This is a genomic window from Lysinibacillus sp. FSL P2-0066, assembly GCF_037969495.1.
GTDB classification, from domain to species: Bacteria; Bacillota; Bacilli; order Bacillales_A; family Planococcaceae; genus Lysinibacillus; species Lysinibacillus boronitolerans.
The window spans coordinates 2,435,667-2,449,165 of sequence record NZ_CP150202.1 but is presented as its reverse complement, the minus strand read 5'-3'; the positions used below and the strand labels follow the sequence as shown (position 1 = coordinate 2,449,165).

The window sequence follows — 13,499 nt, the reverse complement described above, 5'->3', positions numbered from 1 at the left end:
CACTCATGTTTGTTATCGTATCAATTAGTATGCTCTTAATATTATGTATACCAAACAAAGATTGGTTATTTATATTACTGTTAATTGCATTTATCTTGTTACATATACTAGCAGTTACAGAAGGAAGGTTATCAAATGGACGAATTACATTCAGCCATCATATCATTCGTTTCATTTTCCATTGTATAATTGCCCTAATGGTTTATAAATTTATATGATAGAAGGGGATCATAATGAAAATTGGTGAATTTGCAATATGTACTGGTCTTAGTAAAGATACTATTCGTTATTATGAAAAAATGAATTTATTGCATCCAGAAATTAATCATAAGCACCGCAATTATAACAAGGAAGACATTGATACAGTGGAAGCAATCCTTAAACTTAAACAAACGGGATTTTCTCTCCAAGAAATCAAAATGCTTTTTGATTGGTCGAGAAATATTGATCAAAATAAAAAACTGACAAAAGAGGAAACACAAAATCTACTTGAAATAAAAGTTATATTCCAAGAAAAGTATGAGCAGATGTTACAAAGAGAACATCAGATTAAACAAATTAAACAAGTTTTATTAAATATAGATAATAAAATAAAGCAACTTTTAGAGAAAAATAAAGGAGAAAATTGTTAGTTGTGTTTAGAAAGTAAAGGAAAAGAATATATTCAATAATTTAAAGCTGTTGTTGTATACTTTAGGAAACTAAAAAAGGGCCTCTGATCAAGTAACCCTAAAATGAGAGCGGTAGTGACGGTCAACTAACGCCACAACCTAATAAGTGCGTGCGAAACACTCATATTAATGTGAGCAATCAAGGCTTCTTATACAATAAAAGCTATCTTGTGTTATGGATGATGGGATAGCTTAGCTTGGTAAATCGTAGGGCGATATTGGCTATCTCAACATAAATTATGTTTAAGGGGTTATATGACAAGTGGCTTGAAGTATAAAAGGGTAGTGTGAAAAATAAAAATGACTACTTTCTATTTAGAAAGTGATAAAGATGGATCCTCAAGAAGTATGCGAGCGATTGGCAAATAAATGAAACTTCCGAGTACTACGATATTCAGGATGAGAAACAATTTTTAAAGCTGCTTCAATTTAGTTAATTCTAAAAGTGTTGTTCCTTCAACCTATCGGGTAGGTTAGGCAAGAAGGAATAGTAGAATATCACGTTGAATAGAAAAAATATAGAGTTCCACAAGTAGAAATGAATTATTAAGGAGGATGTATTTATGACTAGCCATGACGACAAATCACCAATAAAAAACAGAATCGGAGGTGTATTTATCCCAGTTCGTAACCTAGAGAAAGCAAAAGAATGGTACAGAAAAATACTAGGTTTGGAAGGGGGAGAAGAATATTTTGGACATTTATTCGTGGTACCCATGAAAGGTACGGCTGGATTAATTCTAGATTCCATGCCAAAGTGGAGAAATGAAGATGGTGATATTTCCACTTACCAAGTTCCATCAATTCAGCTTTTGACCGATGATATTGAAGCTTCTTACCAATTTATGAAAGAAAATAATGTTGAACTTGTTACAGAGATTCAGGATAATTTTTATTTTGTATTCAAAGATATGGATGGCAATTTACTAATGATTTGTAAAGAAGCTTCTTAAAAAATGTGAACATTGCCCTTGAGACTTTACTAAATAAATCAAACCTTCATTAAAACAGAGAAGAAGGTTTCAGACTGACAAACTCAAACTTTATTGAGTTTGTCTACAGATAATCAATTCAAGGTTGATGAAAAATTAATCAAGTTTTACATGACACCAACATATTAAAAGCGTACTAGCGAGGAAAAGGCAGACAATTAATTAAGTTCACCGAGGATAAATAGAAAGAAAAAGGTCACTTCTATTAAAAGTGACCAGAATGCTTATTTATGCTTTATTAAACCTCTAGGGGATTAGGTGTTTATTCGATTTTATTGAATTGTAATATTTCCTTTATATGTTGCAAAGTAAATACCTGCATCAGGATCGTATGCATAATCAAATCTTGTTAGGTATCCTGCGTATTTAAAATCTCCATCCCATTCAACATGATAAATTTGTCCAGGTGGAAACGTTGAAGTTCTTTTATTAACTGTGACATATTTAGTATACACAGCAGCTGGACTAACATTGTCTATACTACTAGAGTTTTGAACAACGTTGATTTCGGCTGCTGAAACATTACCTGATGGATAGATGAAAAATGAAACAAGTAAAGCTGAGAGAAGACCAAATCCAAAAATGCGACCTTTAATTGTTTTTATCATTATTATTCCTCCATTCTAGTATAATCCCCTAGTAATTTACATTTAAACATATATTGGTATTGATTTCAACATATGGTAACTATTGGTTTTGAAATTGATTAAAAAGTAGGTACTATGCATGCATTACGAGTGGTTAAAGAACTATCAAAAATTAGAAGATTAAATTGTACATAGAATGAAAGTCTGTAATCGATTTAATGGAATGGTATATAACCTTCTATGTAAAAATATCTGTAAAAAGAATGGGAGTTTGAGTTATTAGTAAACGTACCAGTACGATTTTTCTTAAAACAGAAGCTCGAAAATGTACTAATTAAACGTTTATCAATCTTGCATTTAACCCGCGAAAAATACGAAGGCACTAATAGACGATGTTGCTCTAAACCTTTTAAGAGAATAGGGTGACAACATATAATGGCCAAACTGAGATGAAAGTAAATTCTACATAATATACTTTTTATATTTTCATAAATTTCTCCTTGCCATAACACAAACGCTTGTTCTATTATAAATACAAACAAATGTTCTAGGGAAGGAGAGGTCAAAATGGCGAAAATATATAATTTTCCAACTAAAATATTTCGAGATATCACAAAAGAAAGAGTCGATGTTGTAACTATTGCTTCCGGATTTATGGGTGGTGTTGTAAAGGTATACGAATGTGAAGGGACAGTCATTATTCATAGTGAAAATAAAAAGTCTAGCCATGCTAGTATTTCAAATGATCTTGGTCAGGTTAAAGAATGGGAAATTAGATATGCAATAGAACATATTTTAAAAAGAGGCATAACAGAAGTGAATATAAAAGTTAGTAATACTGGAGTTGTTCATATTCGTAATAAAGAAATTAATTCACTTTCTCAGTAAAGTCATGTCACTTATAAAATAATAAGAGTACAGGTTTTATCGTAAATAGTCTTTTTTAAAACGTAATTTGCAACGATCCCTTCGACTGTTAGAGACTTTTAAATTTGTTCCAGCTAACATGAAATGTCCAATTTCAAAATGTGTTTTCATTTCATAACAACTCCTGTTATCGGTTAGCAACTTACAAATATTTGGAAGTATGGATCGTTTTTCGATTATTGCACAATTTGGAATTTGAAGTTGATGGAGGAAGAACAAATGTGTGAAAGTCAATATGGGCTGTCAGTAAATTGATATGAATTTATAATAAAGGAGTATGTTTATGAAACTATTTATGTTACGTTATAAATTTGGTTGGCTACCTAACTATCGCAGAACCTATACCTAGGTTTTAAAGGTGAAACATACGAAAATTATACTTTCAAGCTAACAAAAATTTCATGGACTAAATAGTTTATTAACAGAATGAAATGAGTTCGGTTTAAACGAACTCATTTTTGTGTTCAATTATAGAGTTTGCATTTAGGCGAACGGTCTGTAAGTAAAATTCTATTTATCACAAGAATCATAAATACAAACGTCCTTTGCTTTCATATTTTCATCCATAAAATTTTTATACCTTGCTATTGCTGTTTCAAGTTTTTTGACATGTGTCTGTCTCTCTTTATCCGATGAGGAACTTTGGAAGGAACTAGCCTCCATTCTAACATTAGATTCTAACTCTACAAATTCATCAACATTGACTTGTTTATATAATAAACTTCTTATAGAATCAGAATGATTCTCCGATAAGAACAATAAATTACTATGATTTTCAAGCATTTGTTGCTTTTTATTAATATCCTTTTCCATTAAGTAGCTCTTCTCGAAATCTAAAATCGATTGATAATTTTCTAACAAATCTTGCGTTCCCATAAAAAAAGAGGTTTTATAGTATCTAATTTGTTCATACTGTGTTTTCATATAAGCTCCTAACAGTAAAGTTGTTAGAGCAAATATAATCGCTAGTAAGACTATAAATGTAAACCTTTTTTTCAATTTAAATCCTCCCATATTGTTGAGATTAATTTACAACCAGTGAATAATGACTATTTTTATAAACTGCCTATAGTATGTGTGACTTCAGCTTCTGCTGTTTTTACACCTATTACTAATGGAGGCTGAAAAGGTGCACCTGGAATAGATAGTACATAGTTTGTATCTGCGCTAGCAGTCAAATGGACTTTAGAACTGGTGATATAACTAAATGAGAAAGTAGCACCAACTCTCTTTGGCGTTTTTCCATATTTATATTCAAATTTGGTTATAAGCTGTTGTACTTGGAACATCAACAACAGATGTATCTACATTATTAAATATAACTCTCCCAGCATGGGCGTTATTCGATATTGAGTGTGTAACCCTATAAGAAGATCCATAAATTAATGTGTCTATTAATTGCGCTACACTATTTACATAATAATTGCCTATGAAGTAAATGATCCAGAATAAACCCATTCTCCGTCCGACAGTTTGATTTTATACATTAAACCAGAACCGTTAAAATTATAATTTCTGCAGTAATAGATTTAATGACTCCATTTGTAGAAGCTTCAAATACTTCTTTATTATTAGTTGTTTGTAAAATCTTGAAATCCTTTATATGTATATTGATAGAAGATTGACCTAGATCTCCACCAAATTTATTTCTATTCCCTTCTACTAATACTCGGCTACTATTATTTAGCAATTCTAAATATTCGGTGTTAACTTTTAAATTAAAATGTAAGTTCTTTGGTAAAGAATTTTCGGCATTTGAGGCAATTTTTTGGACTGTTTGAGGCTGTTTATCTTCTACAGCTTCAGTCTTAACAGAGAATTCAACTTATATCCAAAATACAGTTAATAAAATAAAAAATACTGAAACCAAGTAGAATCTCTTTTTCAAGCAAATCACTCCTTATAATATCTAAAAATTAAAATTTGTTGGCCAACAAACATGGATAAATATATCATAATTTACAAAGTTACAATCTGCTTAATATATCCCTAAAATGGTTAGAGTTGGAGACGTTATTTAAAGATAATTCAACTTAAAATGTTGTAAAAAATGGGGGAGTTATTATGAACTACGAAGTAACGGTATCAAATTTTTATTCAAACGTATGCCTGGATTCTTGGCTTTTTAAGCTTACATTTAACAAACGAAGAACATAAAGGCGATGTTGCTCTAAACCTTTTACAAGCACAGGTTACCAACGTAATCAGAATGGTAATGTTGAGATTGATACGATTAATGCTCAAATGAGCGTAAGTAATTGGCAAATAGTTAACGTGAAGGTGGTATAAAGTGACGCAAAAAGTATTTACATCTACGGAATCAACAAATCAAATCACAGACTCTTATAGTAACCCTCCCTAATTTACGTGAAGTTGTCTTCAATACATTAGATAAAGGCTTAGCGTTAAATTTTTTCGATTTTTTAACCTAAATTTAACCTTGATAGAATATATTTAAACTGGGGAAATAAGTTTTGAAGATCTATTGCTGACGGATCGCCGTATGCGATGAAAGTCGCCTGTACGGTGAAGGCTCGTTATAAAGCTGAGATAGAGAAGGTATAAGACGAGAACAGCAATGTAGCTCCACAAATTTCAAGCATCAATATCTTTAGAAATAGTAACAATCAGTACACTAAGGCAGAAATAAAATTTTCACAACCTATCAATGATTTGACTGTAGTGCCAGGGGAATTTAAATTTTTTGACATTAATAATCCTTATAATCCAATTATGGGTTCGTTGTTTAATACTTATCGTACAAACCTACCTCAAACACCAAATCAAATTGATGATGAGTATATTACGGTAGAGTTCGCTCCAAAGAGTACTGTGGCTAACGTAACATATACTAAGGGATCCTTAAAAGGTGTAAATGGGGTAGAGGTTGAATCACAATCTGTGACACCAGTGCTAGAATAAGGTGAAATACTATGGTATATAAACAAAGCGTTGAACAAGAATGGTCAATTGAAGAACAAGAAAAATCATTAAATATCGTTGTTTCTACAAAACTCCATCATACCCAACTAGAAGTACTGTTAGCTCATTTTGCAGATGAATATGGAACTTGTAATAAGGATATCTATGTCCAAGTATCTGAAGTAGAATTTAATGAAAACAATGTTATATCTTCTGATAAGTGGAAAAAGGAAATAGCTCAGCATGTTTTTATACTAGATGCGCTAAAAGTTAAAGAACTACCCATCTTTAATCGAAATCATTTAAAAGAAGGATTTACTATCCATTCGATTCAAGAGTTAACACCACAAGATATTGATTTTATTGAAAAAGGTGAAAATGTTTGGTTTCCAACTAGATTTCATCCACTTTGTTATGATACAGTAGCGACTAATAGTTTGATTTTACGCCACCATAAGGAATTAGTAGGCTGGTGTGTTGTGTTACCAACTACGAATCAATTGCTAATGTATGATAATCTTTTTGTTAAAGAAAGATATCAATCATTGGGAAGAAGCTTGACATTGTTTTGGCACGCTATTTTACTACAATTAGAGCAAACACCAATGAAATATCTTACCTTTGTGGTAGATGGGGAAAATGAAAAAATGTTAAAGGTTTTGAGGAATAAAGTTCATGCTCCACTAATTGATTATCAAAAAGTAACTGTGTTCAAATTAATGGATTAAATTAAAATGATGAATCGTTGATTTTAATAATACGTGTAGAATTCAATCTTTATAAAGGATACGTCATATCGACGTATCCTTTTCTCATTGCGTCTCACAACTTTAGTGGGCTTTAATTTTACATTATGAGAGCAATCGAGATGGGCAACGAAACATATTACTGAATTTCTATTTGCCTTATGGCTTTTTATTTACACAAAAATTGGCGAAGGATAGGTGATAGTAAAATGAAAGAAGTACTATTAACAAAGTCAATCGGTGGTGAAGTGAATAATGAGAGGGTATGTTAAGATTTCTTTACCTTGTCGTGATTCTATTGATTAACTTTAAATTTGTATTTATGATGACGGTAGGGGAAATAAGTATAAAGATCTATCGTTGACGGATCGCCGTATGCGATGAAAGTCGCCTGTACGGTGAAGGCTCGTTATAAAACCGTGTTATAAAAGGGTATAAAACGAGAATAGCGACATAACACCTCTTGCAGCTTCTTTTAATCTTACAGAATATGAGGCTAATAACGGTGGAAACTTTGCATATATGTATGCTCCTTTTTACCTCGAGGATGATGATAGTAACCTAATTGAAACTTCTGTCTATAATGGAAGCTTTTCTATTGGTGAAATCTCCAACTTAAAGGGGGCTTTAGTAGGGAAAAACGTAACGTTTACTGGCTCATACAAAGCTATATCTATCGGTACAGGATATAGTGTTGGTCAATCTGGTACATTTGATTTAGAATTAACAGGTTCAAATGGTCAAAAAATAATCGTTACTTTTACAATTACAATTGGGAAGTAATCGATTTTACCTCACCTATAATTAGGTGGGGTATATTCTTGAACGAATTAAACGTAACATAGTTAAGGTTAATTTTAATGCCTTCCACGGTAATCGTGGAGGGCAATTTTTATAAAACAAGACCTAAGTAATGCTGTGCCGAGCAATGTTATTTTTTATGTAGAGTTGAGGGCAGTGGAGCTTTTAGTAATAACAGGGGCAGGTATAGCTGAAAAAGTGGCCAATAGTTTAAATCCGTGGATTTACTTATCAATCAGATTAATAAGCGCGGTATTGATTGCTGGACGCTACATTTTCAATCGCATCGTGATGAATCAAAAGAGCGGGAAAAAGCATTAATGACGCATTTACAACGTTCTAATGAATCACAAGAAAGGACAGCAAATGCATTAGAAGGAATTCATTCAAGTCTTTCGAAATTAGAGGGTCGAATTGACCGTATTGAAAAACATACTTTTAACAAGGAGAGTGCGTAAAATGGATTAACAAATATTTTTATGATTGCAATCGGAATGGTTGCAATTGTCTTAGCAGTTGCGGAGGTACTTAAAAAGACTATTAATCTAAATACTCAAAACATGCCAATCACATCAGTAGTGATTGGTATTTTTATTGGTTTGGTATTATGGCCGTTAGCTGAATTTCCACTGTACGTTATGTTGATTTCTGGCTTTATAGCAGGACTAACAGCATCAGGCACATTTGATTTGATTATAGGCAGCTAATAAGGAAGGTGAACAATAATGTACGTTATTGAGCAACAGTTGATGTCTGGATTACCAAATCTGGCGCTCACGGCAGCAAAATATGTTATTGCCCATGAATCAGGAAATCCGAAAAATTGTAGTCCTGATGCTTTAGAAAGAGAAATAGCATATATGAACAAAAATAAAGCAAAAGCATTTACGTCTCATTAGGTTGGTGGTGGTGGGCGTAACGTGCAAATTGCGCCAATTAATCGTGTGCAGTACGGTTGTGGCCCAATAGGTAATCCACTTAGCTAAACAAAGAATCATAGACCAAATGATAAAAAAACTTTATTATAAAATTATCTAATGAATATTAGTAATTATTAACCATTTTATAAATAATATGTAAAAAAAGAGGTTTTTCAGGAAAATAATAGAATCATATTATTGTACCGGTGCATAATATAATCGAAAGGGGTAAAGAGCAATGAAGAAAGTTTATTTATCTGTTTTGTTTACAATCTTAGTATTGCCACTGTTTTTTTTAAACCAACCTGCTGCTTTGGGTGCACTAGTGGATAGTGAAAGGAATTTAGACAGCCTTTCTCCTGCCGTATTGGAAACTAAAGAAATCGATGGGACAGTAGTAACAGTTTACGAAGAATTACCGGATGAATTTACTGTAAACGTTAATCAAGAAACTGATGTACAGGGTATTTCTCCATTATGTGCTACTTGTAATCAAAAATACTATACAAAGGTAAGCTCATGGACTGAATCATCAGATTATAACTTTGGATGGCATCCAGGCTTCAAGGATTATAATCGCGCAAGCGGGTACTGGTTTAGCACGTCTACAACATCATTTGGAGTATCTGTATCTTACGGTTTTGTCTCAGTTTCGATCAGTTCTGCTGGGGGTAACGGCTATTACGTTAGTGCCGATTACAATAGATGGAGTAGACCAGCAGTATACGGAAAGTATAATGTAACAAAGTATAAAGTAGAGGAATATAATCCTGCTGGGATTTATCTGAGAACTTATTACGAGAACTTCCCAAGCGCACAGGATACTTATGTGAAAATTCTATACAAATAAAAGAGATGGAGGGTGCGCCCTCCTTCTTTTTACAAGGTGGGGGATAGCTGATGAGAAAGATAATAGTATTTTCTTTATTTTTTACTCTTGTATTATTAAGTGGGTGTAATGAAAATGAAAAATTATCAAATCCAGTTTTCAATTGGGACGGAAATAATTATTTTGTCACTAATGAACCCATAAATAAAATTGAATTGGAAGAAAAGATCGGGGAAATTGTATTACAAACAAAAAAATTACCCACTAAACACCAAGAGGGATACAGACTTAGTGAAGGAACTAATCTATACAAAATAAAAAATAAGGAAATTACGAATAATATTGATAGTGTAATAGCTGTAGAAATAAATGGGGAATATAAAATAGCCAGAATACTTAATGAGATAAAGTAAAAAATACGTTAATATAAAGGATATGTAGCAGATGTAACAAAAGGAACAAATGTAAAACATGTAGCATGTTTTTGTGATAGAAAAAATATATATGTAAACTCGGAGGTAGGTCGGGCGGTAAGGTTTTCCTCTCTTGGTATTACATTAACAAGGCACGGAAATGCACTATAAAATTAGAACACAATTCCTTACAAAATAACGTGGTACGCTCTGCCATGAGTCGCAAGTGAGCTCTCGACAATAGGATTATCACAATATTAAAGCCTTCATCCATGAGAAGAGGCTTTTTCTTTATCTGTTTTTTTATAAAAAATAGGTAATAAAACATAGTTAGTAATTTTTGGTGAGACAAAAGTTTATTTGTCTTGTCAGCCCTAATAATCAAATGTATCTAAATGAATTGTCAGAAAATATTAATATATTCTATAATGAGTAAAAATTTGAGAATTTGAGGTGATTATTTGGGTAAACCAGTAGATGACAATCTATTTCCAGCCTTTCAAGACTCCCTAGATTCCAGACTCGATGAACGTAAAAAAGACTATATTGAAGAACTAGAAAAAGTGAAAAATGAGGGTGTTGTATTAAGATTTGAAGAAGCTACTGACGACTTGCCCCCTTAAAGCATCTCTTATCGAGGTGTTTTTTATTTTGCTTTGAAAACGGCATCAAACAGCCAAAACGCTATGAGTTGAGAGGGCAGAGTTTGGTGTGGTTTTGAGAGTGGAATTTGTAGTATATGGTTCCAAATTATTCTCTTCCTGATTATTATAGTGTGTAAGGGGTTTATGAAATTGTAATTTCGTTCTTACTACTAATACTGAAGGAGTGTTCTTATGAATAAGTTTTCTATGTATTCAATAATTCTTGGAGTTATCGGTATACTATCTTTTATCACTTCAGGTTTCAGCGCGATACAAAGAGGAATGGAAGACTATTCCGTTATGCAGTTAACGCTTTTTTATGTATTTTTTGCTACGGGGATACTTTGTTTTATTATGAGCTTTATGTTAGGTTTATTAGGTTTTCGTAAGAATGTAGGGGATAAAAGATTAAAATATGTAGGTCTTCTTTTTGTACCGATTATCGTAAGTACTAGCGTGACATTTGGATTGTTTATAGCTTGGACTGCTTTTGGTTGATCGGTGTTTATAGATAAAGAAAAAAGAATCAAAATTCATGAAGCCATCTAAGGAAGGCTTTTTCTTTTGCTTTGAAAAGTGAGTATCGAGCAGTTTCCTCCCCTTTGATTCGTCGGTACTTGCTTTTGAGAGCAAAAACTTTACCACATCTACTAAGATAGGGGTGGAGGTGATTGTATGTCTATTCTAGAAGAAGTACGTTGGGTTGAATGTAGTGAATTTTATAATGAATTGCTATGAATGGTAACAAATGCTTTTCTTGTTCTGAAGAACCAGAGGAGTATGAAACTGAATCAGAAGAATAATATTTGGATCTGTACTAAAAAGTACAGGCCTTTTCAAGCTATTAGCATAATGGGGTGATGCCATTGGACATCGTAGTAACGATTCCTAAGAGTGAATATGTAAATGATGATAAAGAAACTTTTGTTTATGAACAAGGTGGATACGAACAATTCTGGCAGGCAACCTAAAAAACTAAACATTGGTGACAGAATGTATTTCGTAAAAAATGGAGTTATTGGATCATCAATGAGGATGATAAGAATTGAAACAAAGGCAACTGTGTCATGTGAGGTAACTAATCGCACATGGAATGGTTGTCTTATTTTTATGGATGATTTAAGGCAACAAGTAAGAGGCTTCCAAGGCTTTTAGGTAGCGAGTTAGATAAATCTATCGCTTACCATTTCCACCGCTTCAAGCAGCTTGGCATACAGCTAAAAGTGGTGGGCGCAAATCGATCCCGCTTGAAACATTTGAAGAACATGCAAGCGAAGCTGTATCGATGTATGGCTATACAATGCACTACTTGCTGCCATTTATCGAAAGTAGGTGGTGAGGATGTTACAGGGAAAATGTGTTGATACTGGTGGTTCTACTAATCTTACAAAAGGTGAACTTTACTATCTTTTCCCACATGGCGGTCATGCATATTGTGCTAGCCGTTTCCTTAGACCCGGATCTCACTTTGGAACCTACCAAAAGAATCACTTTGAGTTAGTGGATGTTTCAATTGATACTCCGATGCAAGTACTTAATAAATATTTGGCCCGTGTAGTGAAGCCACCCTCACATTTTTATCGAATTGACGAGGAATACATCATTACGGAGCCACGAGCAGATGGTTACTACAGTGTGTTTTTTAAGCATCGTCCAGATGGTCCTCCAATCGGCGCATATAAACGTACAGAATGTTTTGAGCGTATTGTAAATCCTGAAAAATCAGTAAAAGACACAGCTACCATATTTGAGGTGGGTGACATTGTAGAAATTATAGACGCATCACTTATCAGGCATAAACATTATGAAAATGGAGAGCAGGCAACGGTGATTGAGGATTTTTATGGTTGCATATCAATTAAGAGAAATGAGCTTGTAGATAGGAAGGACATAAGTAGCGTGCTTTTAATAGGAGATGAACTACAGGCTATTAGAAAAGTTGGATCTAGACCCGTACTGGAAGCTGTTATGGTGAACGATAAGCAGGAAAAGGTGAACCAAACGACAAAAATTGAGTGCGAAATATCTGAAATAGTGAAATTACCTGTCAAGAAGCAAAAATATGAGCAGTTGAGCTTATTTTAGGAGGGACTAAAATGAATGAGCAATTAAGTTTTCGTGATGAATTACGAAAGCAAGAACTAGAACGCCCATGGTTTTTACAAGCAAGTTCTGCACCAGTTGTCCAATTTGAAGGAAGTAAATCAGAGCGAAATCTACCAAAGGGATCATTAATTTTGTTAATGGCTGCAGATCAGGTGAATTTAATACCCATGTTTGGTCCCGAAGTAAAAGTTCATTTGTAGATTACTTAGATTAGTGCCCATGAAAGTAATCGACTTTACAGAGGAAGAATTGACACGAAAATATCCAAAAAGGTGGGAGCATGTACGAATTATTTCAAATGCCACACTACAAGTTGTAGACGAAGGGGTACTTGCTGTTATTGGACCACAATGGTGTGAGTTAACAGAGAAACTTTCTAAAGGTGGATATGCTCCAAATCGAAAAGTGGATATGTTGACTAGTCATTTCGAAGGTTACAAACCCGCACGTCTTTTGGTCTACAAAGACGAATTAGAGGAGAATATAAATGAAAGCAATCACAATTAAACAACCTTAGGCTACTCTTATTGCTTTAGGTGAGAAGCGGTTCGAGACACGTGCTGGCAGACGAAATATCGAGGTCCAATTGCTATCCACGCTGGTAAAACAATGGATAAGGAATATTGTGAATATCCGCCAATTAAGAGAGCGCTTCAAAGACATGGAATTAAAAATGAAGATTTACCACTTGGAGTTGTCATTGCTACTGCAGAATTAGTTGAATGCCATTTAATACCGAACGAGTTAAGTGCTGCAGGCATGGAATTCGGAAAAAAATTAGAGGGTGACGAACTGTACTTTGGTGATTTTATGGACGGTCGTTATGCTTGGGAGCTGAATACAGTGCAAGTTTTACTTGAGCCAGTGCCAGCTAAAGGACAATTGAGCTTGTGGAATTGGGATGATGGGAGCAATTGAAAGAAAGTGTTCAGTGATTGAGG

General features: G+C 33.5%; 20 protein-coding genes. 18 read left to right on the top strand and 2 right to left on the bottom strand.

Going from position 1 to position 13,499, the window contains the following annotated elements; genetic code table 11:
* The first annotated feature begins 233 nt into the window (after positions 1-233).
* Complete coding sequence (locus MKZ14_RS12185; RefSeq protein WP_016993751.1) at positions 234-632, top strand: MerR family transcriptional regulator; 399 nt, start codon at positions 234-236, stop codon at positions 630-632.
* Between the two features lie 602 nt (positions 633-1,234).
* The gene (locus tag MKZ14_RS12180; protein ID WP_339279958.1) at positions 1,235-1,624 is read left to right on the top strand and encodes a VOC family protein; all 390 of its coding nucleotides are present in this window, start codon (positions 1,235-1,237) and stop codon (positions 1,622-1,624) included.
* Between the two features lie 311 nt (positions 1,625-1,935).
* On the opposite strand, the gene MKZ14_RS12175 is transcribed toward MKZ14_RS12180, so the two are convergent.
* Positions 1,936-2,271 (bottom strand): hypothetical protein, encoded by a 336-nt coding sequence (locus MKZ14_RS12175; RefSeq protein WP_036076377.1) that lies wholly within the window; start codon positions 2,269-2,271, stop codon positions 1,936-1,938.
* A 546-nt stretch (positions 2,272-2,817) separates the two neighbouring features.
* Between MKZ14_RS12175 and MKZ14_RS12170 the strand changes: the two genes are divergently transcribed.
* Positions 2,818-3,138: a DUF1827 family protein gene (locus tag MKZ14_RS12170; RefSeq protein ID WP_016993748.1), complete on the top strand. Its 321-nt coding sequence runs from the start codon at positions 2,818-2,820 to the stop codon at positions 3,136-3,138.
* Positions 3,139-3,687: 549 nt separating this feature from the next.
* Here the strand turns inward: MKZ14_RS12170 and MKZ14_RS12165 are convergent.
* Positions 3,688-4,176, bottom strand: a complete 489-nt coding sequence (locus MKZ14_RS12165; protein ID WP_339279955.1) for a hypothetical protein — start codon at positions 4,174-4,176, stop codon at positions 3,688-3,690.
* 1,683 nt (positions 4,177-5,859) lie between these two features.
* On the opposite strand from MKZ14_RS12165, the gene MKZ14_RS12160 reads away from it, so the two are divergent.
* The 15 genes from MKZ14_RS12160 to MKZ14_RS12090 all read left to right on the top strand — a co-directional run bounded on the left by MKZ14_RS12160 (position 5,860) and on the right by MKZ14_RS12090 (position 13,476).
* Positions 5,860-6,099 (top strand): hypothetical protein, encoded by a 240-nt coding sequence (locus MKZ14_RS12160; protein WP_016993743.1) that lies wholly within the window; start codon positions 5,860-5,862, stop codon positions 6,097-6,099.
* Positions 6,100-6,110: 11 nt separating this feature from the next.
* Positions 6,111-6,827 (top strand): hypothetical protein, encoded by a 717-nt coding sequence (locus MKZ14_RS12155; RefSeq protein ID WP_339279954.1) that lies wholly within the window; start codon positions 6,111-6,113, stop codon positions 6,825-6,827.
* 540 nt (positions 6,828-7,367) lie between these two features.
* Positions 7,368-7,628 (top strand): hypothetical protein, encoded by a 261-nt coding sequence (locus MKZ14_RS12150; protein WP_339279953.1) that lies wholly within the window; start codon positions 7,368-7,370, stop codon positions 7,626-7,628.
* A gap of 174 nt (positions 7,629-7,802) precedes the next feature.
* Positions 7,803-7,967, top strand: a complete 165-nt coding sequence (locus MKZ14_RS12145; protein ID WP_339279952.1) for a hypothetical protein — start codon at positions 7,803-7,805, stop codon at positions 7,965-7,967.
* A complete protein-coding gene (locus MKZ14_RS12140; RefSeq protein ID WP_258859619.1) occupies positions 7,967-8,104 on the top strand; it encodes a hypothetical protein in 138 nt (45 codons plus the stop codon). Before MKZ14_RS12145 ends, MKZ14_RS12140 begins: the two co-directional genes overlap by 1 nt.
* 21 nt (positions 8,105-8,125) lie before the next feature.
* The gene (locus MKZ14_RS12135) at positions 8,126-8,353 is read left to right on the top strand and encodes a hypothetical protein (protein WP_016993145.1); all 228 of its coding nucleotides are present in this window, start codon (positions 8,126-8,128) and stop codon (positions 8,351-8,353) included.
* Positions 8,354-8,371: 18 nt separating this feature from the next.
* Positions 8,372-8,545, top strand: a complete 174-nt coding sequence (locus MKZ14_RS12130; protein WP_339279949.1) for a hypothetical protein — start codon at positions 8,372-8,374, stop codon at positions 8,543-8,545.
* Between the two features lie 259 nt (positions 8,546-8,804).
* The gene (locus MKZ14_RS12125) at positions 8,805-9,416 is read left to right on the top strand and encodes a hypothetical protein (protein ID WP_081977433.1); all 612 of its coding nucleotides are present in this window, start codon (positions 8,805-8,807) and stop codon (positions 9,414-9,416) included.
* Between the two features lie 50 nt (positions 9,417-9,466).
* Positions 9,467-9,808: a hypothetical protein gene (locus tag MKZ14_RS12120; RefSeq protein ID WP_312126360.1), complete on the top strand. Its 342-nt coding sequence runs from the start codon at positions 9,467-9,469 to the stop codon at positions 9,806-9,808.
* 461 nt (positions 9,809-10,269) lie between these two features.
* Positions 10,270-10,431: a hypothetical protein gene (locus MKZ14_RS12115; RefSeq protein WP_016993149.1), complete on the top strand. Its 162-nt coding sequence runs from the start codon at positions 10,270-10,272 to the stop codon at positions 10,429-10,431.
* Between the two features lie 213 nt (positions 10,432-10,644).
* Positions 10,645-10,950, top strand: coding sequence for a hypothetical protein (locus tag MKZ14_RS12110; RefSeq protein WP_333004181.1), 306 nt, complete (start codon positions 10,645-10,647; stop codon positions 10,948-10,950).
* 843 nt (positions 10,951-11,793) lie between these two features.
* Positions 11,794-12,537: a hypothetical protein gene (locus MKZ14_RS12105; protein ID WP_339279946.1), complete on the top strand. Its 744-nt coding sequence runs from the start codon at positions 11,794-11,796 to the stop codon at positions 12,535-12,537.
* 11 nt (positions 12,538-12,548) lie between these two features.
* A complete protein-coding gene (locus MKZ14_RS12100) occupies positions 12,549-12,758 on the top strand; it encodes a hypothetical protein (RefSeq protein ID WP_016993154.1) in 210 nt (69 codons plus the stop codon).
* 19 nt (positions 12,759-12,777) lie between these two features.
* On the top strand, positions 12,778-13,065 hold the full coding sequence (locus MKZ14_RS12095; RefSeq protein WP_339279944.1) for a hypothetical protein: 288 nt from the start codon (positions 12,778-12,780) through the stop codon (positions 13,063-13,065).
* Positions 13,066-13,167: 102 nt separating this feature from the next.
* The gene (locus MKZ14_RS12090) at positions 13,168-13,476 is read left to right on the top strand and encodes a 2-oxoglutarate dehydrogenase E1 (protein ID WP_339279943.1); all 309 of its coding nucleotides are present in this window, start codon (positions 13,168-13,170) and stop codon (positions 13,474-13,476) included.
* Positions 13,477-13,499 lie beyond the last annotated feature (23 nt).

Coding starts and splice junctions, on each gene's coding strand:
- MKZ14_RS12185 (WP_016993751.1), top strand. CDS start 234: ATGAAAATTGGTGAATTTGCAATATGTACTGGTCTTAGTAAAGATACT.
- MKZ14_RS12180 (WP_339279958.1), top strand. CDS start 1,235: ATGACTAGCCATGACGACAAATCACCAATAAAAAACAGAATCGGAGGT.
- MKZ14_RS12175 (WP_036076377.1), bottom strand. CDS start 2,271: ATGATAAAAACAATTAAAGGTCGCATTTTTGGATTTGGTCTTCTCTCA.
- MKZ14_RS12170 (WP_016993748.1), top strand. CDS start 2,818: ATGGCGAAAATATATAATTTTCCAACTAAAATATTTCGAGATATCACA.
- MKZ14_RS12155 (WP_339279954.1), top strand. CDS start 6,111: ATGGTATATAAACAAAGCGTTGAACAAGAATGGTCAATTGAAGAACAA.
- MKZ14_RS12150 (WP_339279953.1), top strand. CDS start 7,368: ATGTATGCTCCTTTTTACCTCGAGGATGATGATAGTAACCTAATTGAA.
- MKZ14_RS12140 (WP_258859619.1), top strand. CDS start 7,967: ATGACGCATTTACAACGTTCTAATGAATCACAAGAAAGGACAGCAAAT.
- MKZ14_RS12135 (WP_016993145.1), top strand. CDS start 8,126: ATGATTGCAATCGGAATGGTTGCAATTGTCTTAGCAGTTGCGGAGGTA.
- MKZ14_RS12130 (WP_339279949.1), top strand. CDS start 8,372: ATGTACGTTATTGAGCAACAGTTGATGTCTGGATTACCAAATCTGGCG.
- MKZ14_RS12125 (WP_081977433.1), top strand. CDS start 8,805: ATGAAGAAAGTTTATTTATCTGTTTTGTTTACAATCTTAGTATTGCCA.
- MKZ14_RS12120 (WP_312126360.1), top strand. CDS start 9,467: ATGAGAAAGATAATAGTATTTTCTTTATTTTTTACTCTTGTATTATTA.
- MKZ14_RS12110 (WP_333004181.1), top strand. CDS start 10,645: ATGAATAAGTTTTCTATGTATTCAATAATTCTTGGAGTTATCGGTATA.
- MKZ14_RS12105 (WP_339279946.1), top strand. CDS start 11,794: ATGTTACAGGGAAAATGTGTTGATACTGGTGGTTCTACTAATCTTACA.
- MKZ14_RS12100 (WP_016993154.1), top strand. CDS start 12,549: ATGAATGAGCAATTAAGTTTTCGTGATGAATTACGAAAGCAAGAACTA.
- MKZ14_RS12095 (WP_339279944.1), top strand. CDS start 12,778: ATGAAAGTAATCGACTTTACAGAGGAAGAATTGACACGAAAATATCCA.
- MKZ14_RS12090 (WP_339279943.1), top strand. CDS start 13,168: ATGGATAAGGAATATTGTGAATATCCGCCAATTAAGAGAGCGCTTCAA.